The sequence below is a fragment of the Halomicrobium sp. HM KBTZ05 genome (assembly GCF_041530035.1).
Lineage (GTDB): Archaea > Halobacteriota > Halobacteria > Halobacteriales > Haloarculaceae > Halomicrobium.
In genome coordinates, this window is the sequence record NZ_CP168057.1 from 1252975 (window position 1) to 1271443 (window position 18469).

The window sequence follows — 18469 nt, forward strand, 5'->3', positions numbered from 1 at the left end:
TTCAGAAAAATACTCTTTAAACTAACCTCCGTTCGATCGCTCGTGCCAGCTGGCACTGAACGACGATGACAGACAACAACACAGCGACGACGGAGGAATCGCACGGTCGACGGGTGTCACGACGCGGCTTCGTTGCGGGTGCCGGAGCCGTCCTGCTGGGTGGGACCGGGACGGTCGCGGCGACCGTACAGAGCGCACAGAAGCTTCGGTACAACGTTCGTGTCACGAACGTCTCGGACGGACAGACGCTCCAGACGACGGCCGAGGGTGACGCGGCCCAGCAGCCGGTCCCGCTCTCGCCGGTCGTCTACGCGGTCCACGAAGCCGACGAACCGATCTTCACCGCCGGGGAGCCGGCGCGGGGCAACGGGCTCGAAGGCGTCGCCGAAGACGGCTCGCCCTCGTCTCTCGTCGCGTCGCTCGGCGAGCGGGAGGCGGTCCACGACGCCGGTGTCCAGGCAGTTCCGGCCGGTAGCGACGAACCCGGTCCGCTACTGCCCAACCACTCCTACGACTTCGAGACCGAACGACTGGAGACCGACGATCTGTATCTCTCGATGGTGACGATGTTCGTCCCGTCCAACGACCTCTTCTACGCGCTGGGGGGCGCGACGGGGATCCCACTCAGTTCGGACGAACAGTCGACTCAGGGCGACGTGACAGACCACGTCGATCTCTGGGACGCGGGGACCGAGATCAACGAGGAGCCCGGCGTCGGCGAGAACCAGGTCCAGCGCCAGCGGGGAGCCGGCGTCGGCCTGGTCGAGCGTGGCACCGTCGCACCGATCGAGACGATCAACGGCTACGACTACCCCGACACCAGCGACGTGCTTCGCGTGCTCGTCCAGCCCCGATAAGACACCGACGACAGTCGGTCCCGAGGAGGCGACGCGTCTGTAGCCGGATCAGACCGACGGCGTCGCACCGATGTCTGGGCGGTCCGCGATGTGGGTCGCATTCGACCCACTTTCGGGACGGCCTTCGAACAACCGTTTTGTGTGCCCGCCCCGTCACTGACACCGAGCCGACGCGATGGACAGGACTATAATCGACGCCGCTGGAGTTATTTCAAGATGGTGCGATGGAGAAGGCCCTCTGGTATCTACTGACTGCGACACGAGGTGGGGAAAATCGCGCTCGAATCATCGACGCGCTCTCTGACAGACCGATGAACGCAAACGAACTCGCGGAGGAACTCGACGTGGGCTACAAGACGATCCGACACCACATGGACCAGTTGATCGAACACGACGTCGTCGAACCTGGCGACACCGACTACGCGAAACTGTACTTCCTGACAGATCGGTTCGAGCGGAACCGAGAGACGTTCGAAGAGATCATGGAGCGGATCGACTAATGGCGATGGGACCACTCATCAAGGCGGCCTCGGCGCTGGCGGCCCTGAACGTGCTCATCCTGTTGCCACTGATCGGGATCTGGATCCGCAACTACTCGACGTTCCGGACGAACCTCGTGGGCGGACTGGTCGTCTTCGCCGTCGCGATGCTCGCGGAGAACGCCGTCGCGGTCTACTTCTTCTTCTCGATGTCGAGTCTCTACGCTGGAGACCCCCACGTCCAGCAGGCCGTCCTCGTCCTCCGGAGCCTGCAGTTCGTCGCGATCGCCGTCCTGAGCTACGTCACCGTCCAGTAGGCGACAGCCACATTATCGTCCCGACCCTTACCAGAGACGTATGGATCACCTGGCATCGTCGAACGTGCCGGTCTACGAGAGCCGCGACGAGCAGCGCGCGATCTGGGACCGCTGTCGCGACCGTGGCGAGCCGGTACTCGCCGTCCGGAACGCCGACCGCGGGTACATCGTCAAGTACGACCTCCAGCACCTCGACGCTCGCCTCTCCAGCGGCGTCGTTCAGTCGCTCCGGGATCGGGTCCGCTCGCGCCGGGGCTACCCGACGGGGACCGATCCGATCTCCGAGGCGGAGGGCGTGGGCGGCGAGGCCGGCCACGTCTCGGGCGAACTGCACGCCCACAGCGAGCGGGCGGCCCGAGAACTGGCCTCGCACGTCTCCGGGTTCGTCCTCGACCGCGGCAACTGGGCGTAGCGCGGCCTCCGGACGCTCCGTTCGACCGCCGGGGCTCGACTTTTTGTCAGTTCGGTTCGACGTGTCGCGTATGCCACTCGCCACCGAGGGACGGGGGCCGGTTCCGGCGGTTCGGGCACTCGCCTCTCAGATCCACCCCGTGTTCATGCTCCCGCCGGTCGCAGCGTCGCTGTTCGGGGGGCTGTACGGGTCGTCGTTCTCGGTTCGACTGGCCGCGCTGCACGCCGTCGCGGTGTTCTGTGGGCTGTACACGGCCCACGTCAAGGACGGCTACGTCGACTTCTACGGGCGCGGCGAGGACGAGGCACATCCGCTCACGGAACGTGGCTGTCGGGTCGCGCTGGCGCTGTCGACGGCGGGGTTCCTGGCCTCGACGGTCGCGCTCGCGGTCCTCGTGAACCTCCCGGCCGCGCTGCTGACGCTGCCGGGCTGGCTGATCGGGTTCCACCACGCGCCCCAGCTGGACATGCACCCGCTGACGGCGACGGTCGGCTACCCCACCGGGATCGCGCTGGCACTGCTGGGCGGCTACTACGTCCAGACGACGACCCTGACGGCGACGATGCTCGCGCTGGCTGCCGTCTTCCTCGTCGTCCTCTCGGGGATCAAAGTGATCGACGACGCGACCGACTACGACTACGACCGATCGATCGGCAAGCGGACCGTCGCGGTCGTCCTCGGCCCTGCCCGCGCACGCCGTGTCGCGTACGGGCTGATGCTCACCGGCATGGCCGCCGTGGTCGTCGCGGCGCTGACGCTGCCGGGCATCCCGCCCAGCGGTGGGCTCGCGGCCGTCGCCTTCCTCGGGGTCGCGCTCCTCGCACGCGATGCCGGGCCGGAACTCGCGACGAAGCTCTTGATCCGCGGTTCGTACGTCTTCCTCGCGGTGCTCGTGGCCGCGGTGTGGCTGGGACCGCTGTAGAACGGTTCCCGATGGCGACGACCTAGTTCGAGCTGACGATCTTGATGACGTCGCCCTCAGAGAGCTCGTGATCGTCGCTGATCCGTCGGTCCTCGCGGGCGTCGACGGCGTGGAGGTACCCCTCGCCGATGTCCGAGTGGACCGCGTAGGCGAGATCCTTCGGCGTCGAGCCGTCGGGGAGCAGGAAGGCGTCCGGGAGGACGTTGCCCTGGCCGTCGGTCCACTTGCTCTCGCTCTGGACCGGGTAGGCCGTCAGCATGTTCAGGAGGTCGTAGACGGCGCGGTCGAGGGCCTGCTGGACGCCGGTCCCGTCCCACTCGTCCATCACGTCGCGGATCTGTTCGAGCCCCTCGCGCTGGTCGTCGCTCACGTCACCGAGGATCTGAAAGTCGTCGTCGCCGGGATCGTAGTCGACGACGCCCGCGTCCGCGGCCCGGCACAGGCCGAGTTCGCCGTCGGCAGTCGCCGGGACCACCACCTCGGCGGCTTCACGGAGCCGTTCGACGTTCTCCGGGGGTGCGATGTCGGCCTTGTTGGCGACGACGACGATGGGCTTGGTCCGCAGGCGGATCTCGCGGGCCAGCGTCTCGCGGTGGTCGTCGGTCCAGGCGATCGGGTCCTCGGGATAACTCATCTCTCGCAGCACCGTCGCCACGTCTTTGGGCGTCGCTCCGACGCCGGTGAGCATGTCGGTCAGCTCCTCGTCGAGGTCGAACTCCGGCGAACGGGAGGCCCGCTCGACGGCCTCCCAGTTGCGGTCGACGATGCTGGCCAGCCAGAGGTCCAGTTCCGTCTCGACGAAGTCCACGTCTTCGACGGGGTCGTGGTCGCCGATCTCGACGGGTTCGCCCTCCTCGTTGGTCCCCCCGGAGGCGTCGACGACGTTGAGGATCACGTCGGCGTTGGTCAACTCGTCGAGGAACTGGTTGCCCAGTCCGCGCCCCTCGTGGGCACCGGGGACGAGCCCGGCCACGTCGAGCAGTTCGACAGGGACGTAGCGCTTGCCGTCTCGACAGTGTTCGTCGCCACAGCGCTCCTCCCGGTCGAGACAGGGACAGTCGGTGCGGACGTAGCTGACACCGCGGTTGGCGTCGATGGTCGTAAACGGGTAGTTCCCCACGTCGACCTCCGATTCGGTCGCGGCGGTGTAGAACGTAGACTTGCCGGCGTTTGGCTTGCCCGCCAGCGCCACAGAGAGCATGCCACCTCCTACCGCGGTCACCGAAAAGGGGGTTTCGGTTCCCTGCAGTACCGCTTCCCGTGGCAGACACGGCGTCGTGCCGTAGCCGCGCCCCCGGACGGCTACCGATTTCCGACTGCCCTGGTACCGTCTGGACGGTATCGTTTCTCGATCTAGGAGTCGAACTTTTGTACGGCGATGCAAACAATAATCCAGTGCAATCCACGACTCGGGTGTTGGCTGTCTGCGCGCAGCGGGGAGACAGTGACGACGTGGGGGCGGTGCTGAACCGGACCGGTGAGCAGTTCCGGGTGGAAACCGTCACCGGGATCGACGAGGTGGTCGGACGGCTCGAAGCGGACACTGACGCGTTCGACTGTCTCGTCATCGGTCGCGATCTGTCCTGGCCGCTCGTCCGTGACGTACTCGACGCCGTCCACGAGCGGCGGCCAGCGCTGCCGGTCGTCGTCACTACGGACGCCGCGGCGACGGGGGTCGCCGCCGACGCGATCGATGCGGGCGCGACCGAGGTCTTGTGCTGGCCGGCGACGGAGCAGGCGACGCTGCTGGCTCGACGGGTTCGAACCGCCGTCTCGTCGGCGGTGACGACCACACGGACGCTCACGCCGTCCGAGTGGACGGCGGTGTTCGAGCACGTCGACTGTGGCGTCGCGATCGTCGAACTCTCCGGAGACGACTGCCGGTATCGCCGGTGTAACGAGCGGCTCGCGGAGCTGGCCGGTACGTCGGTCGCAGAAATCGAAGGCCGGACGCCGACCGAGGCGTTCGGTCCGGAGTACGGCCCCACAATCGCGTCTCGATACCGGGAATCGGTGGCGTCCGACGAGGCAGTGTCGTACACCGTCGGTCCGGAGTCACTGGACGGACGTGTGTTCCACGAGGCACAGATCCGGCCGATCGGGAGCGACGGGGACTCGGAGACGCTCCTCGTCGTCGTCCGAGAAGTCACGAGCGAACACGAACGCCAGGCGGAACTCAGACAGTCCCGGCGGCGGCTCAGGGCGCTGTTCGAACACTCGCCCGACATGATCAACGTCCACGACGCCGAGGGACGGATCGTCGAGACCAACGCCCAACTGCGCGAGATGACCGGCTACGACGAGGCGACGCTGACCGACATGTCCGTCTGGGACCTCGATCAGGCCGCCGATCCGGAGCGCGCGCTGTCGCTCTGGGAGGGGATGGAACCCGGCGACAGGTGTCGCTCGGAAGGCGAGTTCCTGTGTCGAGACGGCACGACGTTCCCCACGGAGGTCCACATCCGATGTCTGGGCGTCGACGACGGCGAGCGGTTCCTGGCGATCAGCCGCGACGTGAGCGACCAGCGAGAACGCGAGCGCGAACTCCAGCGCAAGAACGACCGCCTCGAAGAGTTCGCGTCGGTGGTCTCTCACGATCTCCGGAACCCGTTGCAGGTGTTGCGTGGGGCACTCGACGGCGCGGCCGAGACCGGCGATCGAGCGCACTTCGACCGCGGGCACCGCGCGATCGATCGCATGGAGGACATGATCACCGACATCCTCGCCCTGACCCGCCAGGGCGACGCCGTGGGCGAACTCCAGACGGTCCCGCTCGCGAAGATCGTCGAGACCGCCTGGCAGAACCTCCGGACCGACGAGGCGACGCTCGTCGTCGAGACCGACCTACAGATTCGTGCCAGCGAGATCCGGCTCAGACAGCTCCTCGAAAACCTCCTGCGCAACGCGGTCGAGCACGCCGGAGCGGACACGACAGTTCGAGTCGGAACGCTCCCGGACGGCTTCTACGTGGCAGACGACGGCTGTGGCATTCCCGCGGCCGACCGAGATCGGGTCTTCGACACCCAGTACTCGACCGCACCCAACGGGACCGGATTCGGGCTCGCGATCGTCTCCGGGATCGCCGACGCCCACGGCTGGCAGATCACGCTCACCGACGGCGAGGCCGGCGGCGCACGGTTCGAGTTCTCCGGCGTCACGATCGACGAGTGACGGCCGCCGACATCACTCGCGTGCTTCGACGGGCTCGTCGTCGCTCGTCATCGCATCGGCCGCTTCGTCGCTCGCTGCTCCCTGCCCTTCCTCGCTCGTCTCGTCGTTTTCGCCCGCGGCCGTCTCGTCGGCAGCGGCGATCGCCGCCTGGTCGTCGCCGAGTTCCTCTGCGGCCTCGGCCATCGCTTCGGCCGTCTCGTCGGGGCGGTCGAGCACCTCGTCGGTGTGCATCCGCATCTCGCCGCTGGCTCGCATCGTCCCGTCGACGGTGGCGTTCTCGTGGAGCGCGACGTTCTCCGCCACCACGTCGCCCCAGACCGTGACGCCGGGACCGATCCGAACGTCGCCGCTCCGGGTCGTCACGTCGCCTTTGATCTCCGTCCCGCGGCCGACGACGATGTCACCTCTCGCGCGGAGACTCCCGAAGACCACGCCGTCGCGTCCGACTGTCAGTTCCTCGGCCCGGACGTTGCCGTGGAGCCGACAGTCGTCGCCGATCGTCGCGGGCGTGGAGACCTGCCAGCGGTCGTCGCTCACGGTCGCGCCCCGAGGGATCAGGAGGGGGTCGTGGTCCGGCCCGTCGTCGTCGGTCAGCGAGGAGAGGACTTCCTCGGCGGCCTCCTCCTCGCCGACCCGGAGCAGCTGGGAGAGGTAGACGAACAGGAAGACGATCGTCGGCATCGGGTTGCGGATGACGATCCAGCCGTTGGCCTCGAAGCCGTCTTCGATGTCCACGTCGTCGCCGATGTCGAGGTCACCCGCGACCTTCAGCTCCCCGTCGATCTGGACGCGCTCGCCGAGGTACGCGTTCTCTCCGACCAACACGTTGTCGTCGACGGTACACCACATGTCGAGCCGGCAGTCGCCCTCGGCCTCGATGTGGCCGCCGAAGGAGACCCGCTCGCCCGCCATGACCGAGTGGCCCCGGACCCCGAAGTCGACCGTGCTCTGGCCGCCGACGATGACGTTCCCGTCGGTGACCAGATCGTGCTCCTCGACGGTCGTGCCGTCGGGAATACTCAGTCGGTCGAGGGGATCGGAGCCGAGTCGCACGCGTACAATACGGTTTTCTGCGGTCTTAAAGCCTCATGCTGTGACTGACGGGCGTCTGACGACTGTCTGACGTGCCCGGCCTCGCCGGTCGTCGCCGTCTGCAACCCTTTTGTTCGTCCTGCGCGTACCGGCGAGCATGACTGTCCTTTCGTTCGACGAGCAGGGTGTCGACGTGGTGTACGACGGAACCGAATTTCGTCTGGAGAAGGCGTTGATCGAGGACGCGGTCGGGAAGTCCTACCCGGACGTGACCGACCACGAGGTGCTCAAGATCGTCGAACCCGAGCCCTCCCTCTCGGGCGAGCCACGCCAGATCGCCGAGATCGTCGAGTAAGGCGCGACCGTCCGCTCGCCGCCGGCCTATTGCCTACGAAGGTCGTAGATCGCCACGAAGGAACATATCGAACGTTCGTTAGGAATAGCGCCGTATTGCGATTCTCGCCGGGTGATTTCGTGGCAAATGGTCACACGGGCGGCAGGCATTTAAGTACCGAGACCGATCAATCGGCTAATGACTGACCCACGCGTTGCCGGGGCCGGCGTCACGAGGTTCGGGAGCTACCCCGAACGCACTGGCCGTGACCTCTTCGCGGAGGCCGGGCTCGAAGCGCTCGACCAGTCCGGAGTCCCGGCCGCGGACGTCGAGGCACTGTACTACGGGAACTTCATGGGCGAGCTCGCCGAACACCAGGGCCATCAGGGGCCGCTGATGGCCGAGATGGTCGGTGTCGACGCGCCCGCGACGCGCTACGAGGCCGCCTGTGCCTCTGCCGGCGCGGCGATACGGAGCGCCGTCCAGGCGATCCGCTCGGGCGAGGCCGACGTGGTCATGGTCGGCGGTGCCGAACGCATGACCAACATCGGGACCGCCGGAGCGACCGACGCCCTCTCGATCGCGGCCGACGACCTCTACGAGATTCGCGCCGGCATGACCTTCCCCGGAGCGTACGCGCTCATGGCCCGCTCGTACTTCGAGGAGTACGGCGGCTCTCGGGAGGACCTCGCACACGTCGCGGTCAAGAACCACGAGCACGCGCTGGTCAACGACCACGCCCAGCTCCAGAAGGAGATCAGCGTCGCCGACGCACTGGATGCTCCGATGGTCGCCGAGCCCCTCGGGCTGTACGACGCCTGTCCGATCACCGACGGCGCTGCGGCGGCGATCGTCACCAGCGAGGCCTACGCCGCCGAGCACGACCTCGACGCGCCGGTCCGGATCTCTGGGACCGGACAGGGCGGCGACAACCTCGCGCTTCAGGACCGCGCTCACTACGCACAGACCCCCGCCGCCGACAAGGCCGCACGGGAAGCCTACGACGACGCCGGGGTCGGGGCAGACGCCGTCGACGTGGCGGAGGTACACGACTGTTTCACGATCGCCGAGGTGCTCGCACTGGAGTCGCTGGGGCTGTTCGAGCGCGGCGAGGCCATCACGGCTGCCCGCGACGGGACGACGACCCGCCACGGCGAGTTGCCGGTGAACCTCTCGGGGGGGCTGAAAGCGAAGGGGCACCCGGTCGGCGCGACCGGCGTCGCACAGCTCGCGACGATCGCGTGGCTCCTCGACGGCTCCCATCCCCGCGCCGACGCGGTGCCAGACGCCACCGTCGGCGTCGCCCACAACGCCGGTGGAACCGTCGCGAGTACGACGGTCCACGTACTGGAGGTGGGCGAATGAGCGAACGACGTGACGCGAATGCGCCCGCCTCGGGAGTGGGCTGCTCTCCCGGCGGTCCCGCGAGCGAGCGGGGCGAGCGAGCGGGCAACCGACAGACCACGGGTCTGGAGGTGGGCGAATGACCGACCGCGCACGCGACGGCGCGTTCGACGACTGGCTGGACGCGCTCGCGGCGGCCGATCCCTACTACCTCGGCTGCGAGAACGGCCACGGCTGGCTGCCGCCCCGCCGGGTCTGTCCCGACTGTGGCTCGCGAAAGCTGTCCAGAGAGAGACTCCCCGACGCAGGCAAAATTGCGACCCACACGGCCGTCCACGTCGCCACGCCGCAGTTCGAGGACGACGCGCCCTACGTCACCGCGATCGCGGACTTCGGACCCGTCTCGATCACCGGCCTCGTCCGCGGAGTCGAACCCGACGCCGTCGAAATCGGGACGACCGTCGGGATCGAGATCGGCGAGCGGGAGACGACCGGCGAGCGAGCCGTCGTCTTCCGGCCGCGGTAGCTCACGCGACGGCTTCGTCGTACTCGCCCCGAACCACGTCGACGAACCGGTCGGGGTGTTCCGCGTGGGGAACCAGCAGCGCGTCGTCGAAGACGACCAGCCGGGCGTCGGCCTCGTCTGCCAGCTCTCGCCCCTTCGAGAGGGGCGTGATGTCGGCGTCACGTCCCCAGACGAGGGTCACCGGCACGTCGAGGGCAGCCAGTTCTGCCGACAGATCGATCTCGCTGTCGAGGAACCCGCTCACGAACGACGCGGGAGCGAACCGAGCGCCGGGCTGGTGGCCCGACTGCCACTCGTAGTCGACGATCTCCTCGTCGAGGTTGTCCATGTCGTAGTACCCGTGGTCGTCGTGGAAGTACCGCAACGAGGGCTTGCTGACGACGAGGTTGTAGATCCCCTGTCCGAGTATCGGCGAGCGCAACAGCGAGCGCAGCCACGTCTGGCGTCCGCCCATCGACGTGGCGGTGGGGCTGATCAGCACGAGGTGCCCTATATCCACGTCCCGTGCCGCCAGGGCGGCGTAGGAGCCGGTCAACGACGACGCGACGACCGTGGCGTCGGTGGTGTTGTCGGCCAGAAAGTCCGTGACGAACGTCGTCAGTAGCGACGAGGAGTACAGCAGCGGCGGCCGGTCGGAGTGACCGAAGCCCGGCAGGTCCGGTGCCAGGACGTGGTAGTCCTCGGCCAGTTCCTCGAAGACGGCGTGGAACTCGTGGCTCGACGCGGCGGCGTTGATGCCGTGCAACAGGACGAGGTCCGGATCGGAGGGATCCCCGGCCTCCGTGTAGGCCACGTCGAACCCGCGCCAGCGATAGGTCCGCTGTGTGCCCGAGAGCAGCGGCTCGAACTCGCCGGCTCGCGCCGCCAGCAATCGGTTCGCGAGCGCCGTCAGCCCGACCGTCCCCGCAGCGACTCCCAGGAGGTTCCGGAGTTTCATATCTCAACGCAAGTGCCTGTCGGATAAATAATCACTGCCCGAACCGCGACCCGCGGCGGTCGGGATGGCGGTGGGTCAGTTCTCGCCGCGCGCGTCGAGACACTCTCTGAGCGGCGCGACGATCTCCTCGGTGACGGTGTAGGGATCGGACTCGCGGGCCACGATCTCGTCGACGTACGCCTCGATCCCGCCGCGCTGGGCCAGTTCGGCTTCGAGCAGGTCGTTGGTGTCTGCCCGCACCAGCGCCCGGATCTCGGCGGCGTAGCGCGAGCGCTGCTTTGCCTCGCGCTGGCCCGACGCGTCGAGGTAGTCGAGGTGGTCGTCGACCGCCGCCAGAAACTCCTCGACGCCCTCGCCGCTGTCGGCGATCGTCTCGATCACCGGGGGCTCCCAGTCGTCCGCGTCGCTCCCGGCCCGTCCCTGGCCGTAGTGGAGCATCTCCTTGAGCTGCTGGACGGTCCGGTTCGCGCCGTCGAGGTCCGCCTTGTTGACCGCGAAGAGGTCGGCGATCTCCAGAATGCCCGCTTTGAGCATCTGTACGTCGTCGCCGCTGTCGGGCGGGACGAGCACCGCGACGGTGTCTGCCGTCCTGACGATGTCGATCTCGTTTTGCCCGGCACCGACGGTCTCGATGATCACTCTGTCCTTGCCGAAGGCGTCGAGCGCGGTGACCGCGTCGGTCGTCGCCGTCGACAGCCCGCCCAGCGACCCGCGGGCGGACATCGACCGGAAGAACACGTCCATGTCCCCGGCGTTCGAGCCCATCCGGATGCGGTCGCCAAGCACGGCCCCACCGGTAAACGGCGAGGAGGGGTCGATCGCGATGACGCCGACGGTCTCGCCACGCTCCCGGTATGTCGCGGCGACCTTGTCGACCAGCGTCGACTTGCCCGCGCCGGGCGAACCGGTGACGCCGATCACGTCGGCCGAGCCGGTGTGGCGGTGCAGTTCGGAGACGATCTCGCGGTACCCCGGCGAGCGGTCCTCGATCTTGCTGATCACTCTCGCCAGCGCCCGGTGCTCGCCCGCGAGCAGGTCCTCGACGAGATCGCTCATCGCTCGCGGTCGGGCGCGTGCTCGCGAACGTACTCGATCATCTCGTCCATCGACGCGCCCGGACCGAAGATCTCGGCGACGCCCAGGTCGCGCAGTTCGGCCTTGTCGTCGTCGGGGACGATCCCGCCGACGATGACGAGCGTGTCCTCGAACGCGCCGTACTCTTCGAGCCCTTCGAGGATCTGTGGGACCAGCGTGTTGTGCGCACCCGAGAGAATCGAGATGCCGAGCACGTCCACGTCCTCCTGGACGGCCGCCTGGACGACCTCCTCGGGGGCGCGGTGGAGCCCGGAGTAGATCACTTCGAAGCCGGCGTCGCGGAACGCCCGAGATATCACGTGCGCGCCCCGGTCGTGGCCGTCGAGTCCGACCTTGGCGACGAGACAGCGGATGCGTTGCCCCTCCGTTTGCTGGTCCGCACTCATGGCAGGTCCTACCACGCCGACCGGTTTCACTCTGACGGTGGCTGGCACCCCCGATCCGGGGCGACCGGAAAGCACAAACACGCTGCAGGACCCAGATCGAACAATGGCAGTCGCACAACTCCAGTCGCGCGCTCGTGCTCGACCGCGTGCGGTCACGGCCGTCCTGTCGCTGATCGGATACGCGCTGGTCGCCGGTGCGTTCACCGGGACGCTCCCCTTGCCCGAGATCTCGACGGACGCGGTCATCCTGCTCGGGGACGCCATCGCCGTCGTCAACTTCTTCGCGCTCTGTTCGATCCTCGCGGGCGTCTACTTCATCAGGAACGACGCGGTCCAGAAACACCGGGCGGCGATGCTCACCGCCTTCGGGCTCATCATGCTCTTTCTCGTGCTCTATCTCACGAAGGTCGGGGCGGGCTTCGAGAAGGAGATCCTCGCCGAGGGTGTCGTCTGGGGAGCCTACATCGCGATGCTCGCGGTCCACATCCTCCTGTCGGCCGTCTCGGTCCCGGTCGTGTTACACGCCGTCGTGCTCGGCCTGACCCACTCGCCGGCAGAGCTCCGAGAGACGATCCACGCCCGCGTGGGACGCATCGCGGCCGCCGCGTGGTCGCTGAGCCTCTTTCTCGGCCTGGTGACCTACGTCATGTTGAACCACATCTACATGTGGCAGCCGCGGTAGCCTCCCAGCGGCGTCGGTCCGTTCCGGTCAGTCCGTCCGGGGCAGCGCGAGCGCACCGGCGAAGAAGACCACGACACCGACTGCGGTGAGCACCGCGAGGTGTTCGACGCCGCCGGCCACGTCGCCCCGCGTCGCGACCGCCCGGACGCCCCGCGAGAAGTACGTCAGCGGCGAGAGCCACGTCGGGAGCCATCCCGGCAGCAGGCTCGTCGGGACGAACGTCTCCGAGAGGAAGAGTAGGGGGAGCGCGATCCCGTTGGAGGCCGCGATGACGCCGTCTTGTGAGTCGGCGTAGCTTCCCAGCAACGCGCCGACGCCACAGAACAGCGCCACGCCGACCGCGACGAACAGCGCCGTGAGGACGACCGTCGCCGGGGTCACCACGATCGACGCACCGGTCAACAGCACCATCACGCCCAGCACGAGCAGACTGGCGAGGCCGATGACGCCAACGTTGACGAGACTCTGACCGACCAGCCACTCGGGGCGGGTCAGCGGCGTCGTGGCGAGCTTCTCGAAGCGGTTGCCGTCGCGGTGTCGCGCGACCTCGCTACCGACGCGGGACAGCGGGGTAAAGAGGACGACGACCGCGAGATAGCCCGGCACGTAGAAGGCCGGGGACTCGGTGAACAGTCCGCCGTCGCCGGGTCTGGTCTGGACCAGCGCTCCGAAGATCACGACGATCAACAGCGGGAAGAAGAACGTAAAGAAGACGGCTGTCCGTCGCCGCAGGAAGGCCTTCCGGGCGGCCGTGAGTTCCGCACCGATCCGACCGACGCGGCTCACGACTGCTCACCCCCGACTGCCGTCGCCGGACGACCCGCACCGCCCTGGACCGCACGGACGGCGTCCCCAGTCAGTTCGAGATAGGCGTCCTCCAGATCGGGCTCGCTCCAGGCGAGTTCGTCGTACTCGACGCCGGCCCCGTCGAGCGTCGCGATCACGTCGCCGATCTCCGCGGGGTCGACGTCGAACACGACCAGCCGGTCCTCGCCGACCTCGGCCGGTCGATCAAGCGTCTGCGTGACCGACGGGTCGAACGTCCCACCGACCGTCAGCGTTCGCTGTCCGCCGTACTCGGCGACGAGCGCCTCGGGACTGTCGACCGCGACGAGAGAACCGTCAGCCAGCAGCCCGACCCGATCGGCCAGTCGGTGGGCTTCCTCCATGTAGTGGGTCGTCACGAGGATCGTCACGCCGCGGTCGGCCAGCCCAGAGAGCAGTCGCCACAGCGAGCGCCGGCCCGCCGGATCGATCCCCGTCGTCGGCTCGTCGAGCACGAGCAAGTCGGGGTCGTTGATCAGCGCCGTCGCGACGCAGGCCCGCCGACGCTGGCCGCCGGACAGTTCCTCGTACCAGGTGTCGGCGTCGTCTTCGAGACCAACGTCCGCGAGCACGTCCTCGACGGAGCGAGCGTCGTCGTAGAGTCCGGCGTAGTACGAGACGAGCTCCGTCGCCGTGAGCCGCTCGTGTGGCGTAAAGTCCTGTGGGAGCAGCCCGATCCGATCCCTGTCGACTGCCGTCGGCGACTGGCCGAACAGTTCGACTCGTCCCGCCGCGTCGGTCGTCCCCGTCAGCGCTCGCACGAGCGTCGTCTTTCCAGCGCCGTTGGGGCCGACCAGCGCGAACACCTCTCCCGCACCCAGCGACAGCGACACGCCGTCGACCGCGACCGTGTCGCCGTACTTGCGGTGTACGTCCTCGGCGACCAGTACCTCGTCCATACGCTGTGGTCCGGTCCTGTCGCCGAAAGACGCTTCGACTCGTCACTGTTGCTCGGTCGGGGTGTATTACGCGGGTCCGAAAGCGACACGCACCTCGCTCACAGTGCCGACCGAACCGTCCGGACGACCTCGTCGAGTTCGGCGCTGTCCTCGGCCTTGTCGTACACGGTCTCGCCGTCGACGGCGACCCGGAACACGCCGTGGTCGCCCATCACCAGCGACAGCTCGTCCAGCTCGCGCTCACAGCCGTTGAGGATCGCCTCGCTCATCTCGATCGCTCGCTGGCGGAAGCCACACGGAACGCAGTACTCGATTTCGACGGTGCTCATACGGACACCTCGCGTGGAGCCCGGAAAAGAGTAGTTTTTTGCATTGTCCCATTGATACATCTCGGTATGAGTCTCCGGTCCCGACACATCCAGGGACATTCGCTGTCGTCCTCGCCGGTCCTCGGTGTCGTCGTACGCGCACAGACCTACAAGAACCTCCTCTATCTGGCGCTGACGTTCCCGCTTGGCCTGTTCTACTTCACGCTGCTCGTTGCCGGCGTTCCGCTTGGCGTCAAGTTGCTCTCGGTCGTCGTCGGCCTCCCGGTCCTGATCGGCGTCCTCGTCGTCTCCGATCGGCTCCTCGTCTTCGAACGCTGGCTGGCCTGTCGGCTGCTGGACCGTTCGATCCCGCTGGATCGAGACACCGAGGCCGACGACTGGCGCGATTACGTCAGGCAGCCGATCACCGACCTCGGGACGTGGGTCGGCATCGCCTACCTGGCGGCGAAGTTCGTCGTCGGCGTCGTGACGTTCGTCGTGTTGACGGTGCTTTTCGTCCTCGTCGCGAGTCTCCTGCTGGCACCGCTGTACTACGACACGACCTCGCTTGGCTTCTACCTGACCGGTCCCGTGGATTTCTCGCTGTCCTACGTCGTCCAGTTCTGGGACGGTGCGGCCGTGATCACGCTGCCCTTTACCATTACCTCCTGGCAGGTGACGACGCTGCGAGAGGCCCTCGCCGTCTCCGCCGGAGGCGCAATGCTCGGGATCCTCTCGTTGCACCTCTGTAACCTGCTCGCACGCGTTCAGGGATGGCTCACGACGGTCGCAATTCGTCCGCGACCGGTGGACGTAGAGCTCCCGTTCTATAGTAACAATTGAAACAATTTACACACCGATCGCACGACAGCAGTGCGATCGGGTGTGCATTGACTTTCAATGGCTACTATAGCCGCGCTGCCAGCCCGGTCGGTAGTACAGCAGCGCGATCGTCACGAGGAAGACGACCGTCGAGAGCAGGTAGGACTGATCGTACAGTTCGCCGGCCAGCGCCGCGGAGCCGCCCAGCACCGTCGAGAAGACCGACGCGAGGATCGGCCACGAACAGGAGACACACGAGAGCAGTCCCAGCACGCCCGTGATCGCCGAACCGGCGGCGTCGAGCACCGTCGCGTACACCAGGTACGCGAGCGCGAGATAGCCAACCAGCTGGTAGGGGATGACGCTCACGCGGAGGAGATCGCTGCTGAGCAGCACGGCCGGTGCCCAGCCCGGTGGGAGCGAGAACCACGCGACCCGGAACTGCGTCGGAAACTCCGGGACACCCGCGCCCCAGAGCCCGCCGAAGTAGGTGAGGACTCCGAAGTACGCCACCGCGACGACGAGCCCGATCACCCGCTGGCGGTCCGACGTTTGCGGGATCTCCGCACGCGCGAAGACCCACAGCGAGACGTTGATCCAGACGAACGGGATCACGAGCGGCTCGACGCCGGTGATCTGACTGTCGCCGAGGAAGACGTAGCCCAGGATCAACAGCAGTTCCGTGTTCAGGACCAGCAATCCCCACAGGAGCGTGCCCCGGTCGAGTTCGAACCGGTCGATCGAGTACGTAGTGGTGTTCATACTGCGAGTGCGTCCACGACGATCGCGATCAGCAGCGCCCCGAGGTAGGCGTTCGAGGCGTGGAACGCCCGGAAGGCCGCCTGCTCGGTCCGTTCGCGGTGGAGCCGAACGACGGCCCACAGGAAGACGGCACCGAGCAGCGCCGTCGTCACGGTGTACAGCGCGCCGAGGGACGTGATCGAGACCATGACGCCGGCCGCGATCAGCGTCGCGCCGAGGTAGTAGACGATGTGTTTTCGCGTCTCGGTCTCGCCGCGGACGACCGGCATCATCGGGAAGCCGCCCTTGGCGTAGTCTTCCTTGTACGCCAGCGCGAGGTTGTAGAAGTGGGCGGGCGTCCACAGGAAGATGATGCCCGCCAGTGCGAGTCCGGGCAGGTCGAAGCTCCCGGTGACGGCGACCCAGCCGATCAGCGCGGGCAGCGATCCGGCGAACCCGCCGATGACGGTGTTCTGGACGGTGTTGGGCTTGAGGACGAGCGTGTAGACGACGCTGTAAAACAGGATCGCCGCCAGTCCGAGCGCGGCCACGATCGCGTTGACCTGCCAGAACAGTGCGAGGGAGGCCACGGCCAGCCCGATTCCGAAGGCCAGCGCGTTCCGGACCGGGAGCTGGTGGGTCGCGATCGGTCGGTCGGACGTTCGGTCCATCCGCTTGTCGATGTCGCGTTCGAGGACGTGGTTGAACGTCCCCGAGGCCCCGATCGCGAGCACGCCGCCACCGAGGGTCAGCAGGATCGTCGACGTGGCGAGGCTCGGGTTCGCCGGGCCGGTGGCGACGTGTGCGGCCGCCAGCGCCATCCCGGCCGCCGCGACGAGACAGAGCAGCCACATCAGCCGGGGCTTCATCAGTCGGAAGTACGCGAACGCGGTCGGGGTGATGCGCTCGCGGGTCGAGAGCGCGCCGATCGGTGGTCCCTCGGGCTCGTCGTCGATCTCGGGCACCTCGATCGTCTCGGTTACGGGCGTCTCGTCGTCGGTCCCCGTCTCGGCTTCCAGTTGCCACGCCAGCGCGCCCACGAGGGCGGCGAAGATCGCCATGCCCGTCGCGAGGTGGGCACCCGGGAACGGCGCGGCAGCGCCGTTGAGTGCGACGAACGCGCCGAGCGCGATCTGGACGGGATAGAGGACGAGCGCGACCGCCAGCGTCCCCAGGACCCGTCGTCTGGCACCGGTCCGGACGCCGACGACGGCCGCGCCGACGACCAGCGCACCGACCGCGGCCGCGAGCAGCCTGTGGGTCCAGGCGATCGCGAGCCCCACGTCTCCGAGAATCGGCCCTTCACACGTCGGCCACGTCGAACAGGCGTGGACGGCGTCGGCGATCGAAGTCGTCGCGCCAGCGACGACCAGCAGGTAGACGCCAACCGCACTCGCGGCGAGCATCGTCGTGAACCGTGGGCGGCGGCCGTTCATCGTTCGTTGTCTCCTTGGTGGAACCTATGGATGCCTGCACTTAGACCCCCTGATTCGCCCGCGATCACTGACCCGACCGTGGCGCACGCTCGGCGTGGCCCGACCGCCTCGAACCCCGGCCGCGGCGGTGGGCCACTGGCTCAAGACAGCAGCTATTTACCTCCGAAATACTAAGCGGCGAATACGCATGAAGAGACATCGAGTCGGGCTCGTCGCGCTGTTCGGGGCGATCGTGTTCGCCGCCCTGACACAGCCGGCCGTCGCCCAGACGTCTGCCTCGGAGACGTCGGAACTCATCTGGGGGCTCAACATGAGTCTCCTGTACGTCGCGATCCCGATCACGGTGCTGGTCGAGGGCATCCTGATCTACACCGTGTGGCGGTTCAGCAAGAACGACGAGCCGCTTCCGACGATGGAGAACCGACGCCTCGAAATCACCTGGACGGTCGCAACCGCGATCATCCTCCTGTTCGTCGGCGTCGCGTCGTATCAGGTCATGGCCGAACCGATGGTCACCGCCCAGTCGACACAGCAACTCGACACCAGCGAGGAACCACTCGAAGTCGAAGTGGTGGCCCAGAAGTACGCCTGGACGTTCAACTACAACGGCACCGCCGCCAACACGTCCCAGGAGTACAGCGCCGACAACAGGCTGAGCAACGGCGGCACCTTGGTGTTGCCGGCCAACCGGACGGTCCGGCTCTCCGTCACCTCGACGGACTGGCTCCACGCCTTCCACGTTCCGGGACTCGCGCTGAAACAGGACGCCATGCCCGGACAGCACAACACGATCCAGACACGCGTCACCGAGACCGGCACCTACCAGCTGTACTGTGCCGAATACTGTGGCTCGGGACACTCACAGATGCTCGGTGAAGTGCGCGTCCTCCCGCAGGACGAGTACCAGAACTGGGTCGAGGACCAGCAGTCTTCCTGACACCGTC

The 18469-nt window shown here is 67.3% G+C and carries 23 protein-coding genes; 13 read left to right on the forward strand and 10 right to left on the reverse strand.

The window, feature by feature from the left end; translation table 11 throughout:
* Positions 1-65 precede the first annotated feature (65 nt).
* The 5 genes from ACAH01_RS06470 to ACAH01_RS06490 all read left to right on the forward strand — a co-directional run bounded on the left by ACAH01_RS06470 (position 66) and on the right by ACAH01_RS06490 (position 2987).
* A complete protein-coding gene (locus tag ACAH01_RS06470; protein WP_372480617.1) occupies positions 66-857 on the forward strand; it encodes a spondin domain-containing protein in 792 nt (263 codons plus the stop codon).
* A 224-nt stretch (positions 858-1081) separates the two neighbouring features.
* Positions 1082-1357 (forward strand): winged helix-turn-helix domain-containing protein, encoded by a 276-nt coding sequence (locus tag ACAH01_RS06475; protein WP_015763765.1) that lies wholly within the window; start codon positions 1082-1084, stop codon positions 1355-1357.
* Positions 1357-1653, forward strand: a complete 297-nt coding sequence (locus ACAH01_RS06480; RefSeq protein WP_015763764.1) for a hypothetical protein — start codon at positions 1357-1359, stop codon at positions 1651-1653. Before ACAH01_RS06475 ends, ACAH01_RS06480 begins: the two co-directional genes overlap by 1 nt.
* Positions 1654-1693: 40 nt before the next feature.
* Positions 1694-2065, forward strand: coding sequence for a hypothetical protein (locus ACAH01_RS06485; RefSeq protein WP_372480618.1), 372 nt, complete (start codon positions 1694-1696; stop codon positions 2063-2065).
* Between the two features lie 70 nt (positions 2066-2135).
* Positions 2136-2987 (forward strand): UbiA family prenyltransferase, encoded by an 852-nt coding sequence (locus tag ACAH01_RS06490; RefSeq protein ID WP_372480619.1) that lies wholly within the window; start codon positions 2136-2138, stop codon positions 2985-2987.
* A gap of 22 nt (positions 2988-3009) precedes the next feature.
* Here ACAH01_RS06490 and ACAH01_RS06495 read toward each other — a convergent pair whose 3' ends face one another.
* Positions 3010-4188, reverse strand: a complete 1179-nt coding sequence (locus ACAH01_RS06495) for a redox-regulated ATPase YchF (protein WP_372480620.1) — start codon at positions 4186-4188, stop codon at positions 3010-3012.
* Between the two features lie 212 nt (positions 4189-4400).
* Here ACAH01_RS06495 and ACAH01_RS06500 point away from each other — a divergent pair, with 212 nt between their 5' ends.
* A complete protein-coding gene (locus tag ACAH01_RS06500; protein WP_372480796.1) occupies positions 4401-6158 on the forward strand; it encodes a PAS domain S-box protein in 1758 nt (585 codons plus the stop codon).
* A gap of 12 nt (positions 6159-6170) precedes the next feature.
* Here ACAH01_RS06500 and ACAH01_RS06505 read toward each other — a convergent pair whose 3' ends face one another.
* A complete protein-coding gene (locus tag ACAH01_RS06505) occupies positions 6171-7211 on the reverse strand; it encodes a polymer-forming cytoskeletal protein (RefSeq protein WP_372480621.1) in 1041 nt (346 codons plus the stop codon).
* Positions 7212-7347: 136 nt separating this feature from the next.
* Between ACAH01_RS06505 and ACAH01_RS06510 the strand changes: the two genes are divergently transcribed.
* From ACAH01_RS06510 to ACAH01_RS06525, 4 genes are all read left to right on the forward strand, one after another.
* Positions 7348-7545: a DUF5800 family protein gene (locus tag ACAH01_RS06510; protein WP_015763758.1), complete on the forward strand. Its 198-nt coding sequence runs from the start codon at positions 7348-7350 to the stop codon at positions 7543-7545.
* 177 nt (positions 7546-7722) lie between these two features.
* The gene (locus ACAH01_RS06515) at positions 7723-8889 is read left to right on the forward strand and encodes a beta-ketoacyl synthase N-terminal-like domain-containing protein (RefSeq protein ID WP_372480622.1); all 1167 of its coding nucleotides are present in this window, start codon (positions 7723-7725) and stop codon (positions 8887-8889) included.
* Positions 8886-9011, forward strand: a complete 126-nt coding sequence (locus ACAH01_RS06520; RefSeq protein ID WP_277347283.1) for a hypothetical protein — start codon at positions 8886-8888, stop codon at positions 9009-9011. The genes ACAH01_RS06515 and ACAH01_RS06520 overlap by 4 nt, the downstream gene beginning before the upstream one ends.
* Entirely contained in the window at positions 9008-9394 is a 387-nt protein-coding gene (locus tag ACAH01_RS06525; protein ID WP_170094833.1) for a Zn-ribbon domain-containing OB-fold protein, read from the forward strand. The genes ACAH01_RS06520 and ACAH01_RS06525 overlap by 4 nt, the downstream gene beginning before the upstream one ends.
* 1 nt (position 9395) lies before the next feature.
* Here ACAH01_RS06525 and ACAH01_RS06530 read toward each other — a convergent pair whose 3' ends face one another.
* The 3 genes from ACAH01_RS06530 to ACAH01_RS06540 form a co-directional block, all read right to left on the reverse strand.
* Complete coding sequence (locus ACAH01_RS06530) at positions 9396-10331, reverse strand: alpha/beta fold hydrolase (protein ID WP_170094831.1); 936 nt, start codon at positions 10329-10331, stop codon at positions 9396-9398.
* Between the two features lie 75 nt (positions 10332-10406).
* Positions 10407-11387 carry a methylmalonyl Co-A mutase-associated GTPase MeaB gene (gene meaB / locus ACAH01_RS06535; RefSeq protein WP_372480623.1) on the reverse strand — a complete coding sequence of 327 codons (981 nt, stop codon included), beginning with the start codon at positions 11385-11387 and terminating at the stop codon, positions 10407-10409.
* Entirely contained in the window at positions 11384-11812 is a 429-nt protein-coding gene (locus ACAH01_RS06540) for a cobalamin B12-binding domain-containing protein (protein WP_153553851.1), read from the reverse strand. Before ACAH01_RS06540 ends, meaB begins: the two co-directional genes overlap by 4 nt.
* 103 nt (positions 11813-11915) lie before the next feature.
* Between ACAH01_RS06540 and ACAH01_RS06545 the strand changes: the two genes are divergently transcribed.
* Positions 11916-12494, forward strand: a complete 579-nt coding sequence (locus tag ACAH01_RS06545) for a DUF420 domain-containing protein (RefSeq protein ID WP_170094829.1) — start codon at positions 11916-11918, stop codon at positions 12492-12494.
* Between the two features lie 27 nt (positions 12495-12521).
* Here the strand turns inward: ACAH01_RS06545 and ACAH01_RS06550 are convergent, their stop codons facing one another.
* The 3 genes from ACAH01_RS06550 to ACAH01_RS06560 form a co-directional block, all read right to left on the reverse strand.
* The gene (locus ACAH01_RS06550) at positions 12522-13280 is read right to left on the reverse strand and encodes an ABC transporter permease (RefSeq protein ID WP_372480624.1); all 759 of its coding nucleotides are present in this window, start codon (positions 13278-13280) and stop codon (positions 12522-12524) included.
* A complete protein-coding gene (locus ACAH01_RS06555; RefSeq protein WP_372480625.1) occupies positions 13277-14218 on the reverse strand; it encodes an ABC transporter ATP-binding protein in 942 nt (313 codons plus the stop codon). The genes ACAH01_RS06550 and ACAH01_RS06555 overlap by 4 nt, the downstream gene beginning before the upstream one ends.
* A 98-nt stretch (positions 14219-14316) precedes the next feature.
* Positions 14317-14547: an Rdx family protein gene (locus ACAH01_RS06560; protein ID WP_153553847.1), complete on the reverse strand. Its 231-nt coding sequence runs from the start codon at positions 14545-14547 to the stop codon at positions 14317-14319.
* 66 nt (positions 14548-14613) lie between these two features.
* On the opposite strand from ACAH01_RS06560, the gene ACAH01_RS06565 reads away from it, so the two are divergent.
* Entirely contained in the window at positions 14614-15369 is a 756-nt protein-coding gene (locus ACAH01_RS06565; protein WP_372480626.1) for a sensor domain-containing protein, read from the forward strand.
* Between the two features lie 54 nt (positions 15370-15423).
* Here ACAH01_RS06565 and ACAH01_RS06570 read toward each other — a convergent pair whose 3' ends face one another.
* Positions 15424-16110 (reverse strand): hypothetical protein, encoded by a 687-nt coding sequence (locus ACAH01_RS06570; protein ID WP_372480627.1) that lies wholly within the window; start codon positions 16108-16110, stop codon positions 15424-15426.
* Entirely contained in the window at positions 16107-17525 is a 1419-nt protein-coding gene (gene cyoE, locus ACAH01_RS06575) for a heme o synthase (RefSeq protein WP_372480628.1), read from the reverse strand. The genes ACAH01_RS06570 and cyoE overlap by 4 nt, the downstream gene beginning before the upstream one ends.
* Positions 17526-17712: 187 nt before the next feature.
* Between cyoE and coxB the strand changes: the two genes are divergently transcribed.
* Complete coding sequence (gene coxB / locus ACAH01_RS06580; RefSeq protein ID WP_170094815.1) at positions 17713-18462, forward strand: cytochrome c oxidase subunit II; 750 nt, start codon at positions 17713-17715, stop codon at positions 18460-18462.
* Positions 18463-18469 lie beyond the last annotated feature (7 nt).

Coding starts and splice junctions, on each gene's coding strand:
- ACAH01_RS06470 (WP_372480617.1), top strand. CDS start 66: ATGACAGACAACAACACAGCGACGACGGAGGAATCGCACGGTCGACGG.
- ACAH01_RS06475 (WP_015763765.1), top strand. CDS start 1,082: ATGGAGAAGGCCCTCTGGTATCTACTGACTGCGACACGAGGTGGGGAA.
- ACAH01_RS06480 (WP_015763764.1), top strand. CDS start 1,357: ATGGCGATGGGACCACTCATCAAGGCGGCCTCGGCGCTGGCGGCCCTG.
- ACAH01_RS06485 (WP_372480618.1), top strand. CDS start 1,694: ATGGATCACCTGGCATCGTCGAACGTGCCGGTCTACGAGAGCCGCGAC.
- ACAH01_RS06490 (WP_372480619.1), top strand. CDS start 2,136: ATGCCACTCGCCACCGAGGGACGGGGGCCGGTTCCGGCGGTTCGGGCA.
- ACAH01_RS06495 (WP_372480620.1), bottom strand. CDS start 4,188: ATGCTCTCTGTGGCGCTGGCGGGCAAGCCAAACGCCGGCAAGTCTACG.
- ACAH01_RS06510 (WP_015763758.1), top strand. CDS start 7,348: ATGACTGTCCTTTCGTTCGACGAGCAGGGTGTCGACGTGGTGTACGAC.
- ACAH01_RS06515 (WP_372480622.1), top strand. CDS start 7,723: ATGACTGACCCACGCGTTGCCGGGGCCGGCGTCACGAGGTTCGGGAGC.
- ACAH01_RS06520 (WP_277347283.1), top strand. CDS start 8,886: ATGAGCGAACGACGTGACGCGAATGCGCCCGCCTCGGGAGTGGGCTGC.
- ACAH01_RS06525 (WP_170094833.1), top strand. CDS start 9,008: ATGACCGACCGCGCACGCGACGGCGCGTTCGACGACTGGCTGGACGCG.
- ACAH01_RS06530 (WP_170094831.1), bottom strand. CDS start 10,331: ATGAAACTCCGGAACCTCCTGGGAGTCGCTGCGGGGACGGTCGGGCTG.
- meaB (WP_372480623.1), bottom strand. CDS start 11,387: ATGAGCGATCTCGTCGAGGACCTGCTCGCGGGCGAGCACCGGGCGCTG.
- ACAH01_RS06540 (WP_153553851.1), bottom strand. CDS start 11,812: ATGAGTGCGGACCAGCAAACGGAGGGGCAACGCATCCGCTGTCTCGTC.
- ACAH01_RS06545 (WP_170094829.1), top strand. CDS start 11,916: ATGGCAGTCGCACAACTCCAGTCGCGCGCTCGTGCTCGACCGCGTGCG.
- ACAH01_RS06555 (WP_372480625.1), bottom strand. CDS start 14,218: ATGGACGAGGTACTGGTCGCCGAGGACGTACACCGCAAGTACGGCGAC.
- ACAH01_RS06560 (WP_153553847.1), bottom strand. CDS start 14,547: ATGAGCACCGTCGAAATCGAGTACTGCGTTCCGTGTGGCTTCCGCCAG.
- ACAH01_RS06565 (WP_372480626.1), top strand. CDS start 14,614: ATGAGTCTCCGGTCCCGACACATCCAGGGACATTCGCTGTCGTCCTCG.
- ACAH01_RS06570 (WP_372480627.1), bottom strand. CDS start 16,110: ATGAACACCACTACGTACTCGATCGACCGGTTCGAACTCGACCGGGGC.
- cyoE (WP_372480628.1), bottom strand. CDS start 17,525: ATGAACGGCCGCCGCCCACGGTTCACGACGATGCTCGCCGCGAGTGCG.
- coxB (WP_170094815.1), top strand. CDS start 17,713: ATGAAGAGACATCGAGTCGGGCTCGTCGCGCTGTTCGGGGCGATCGTG.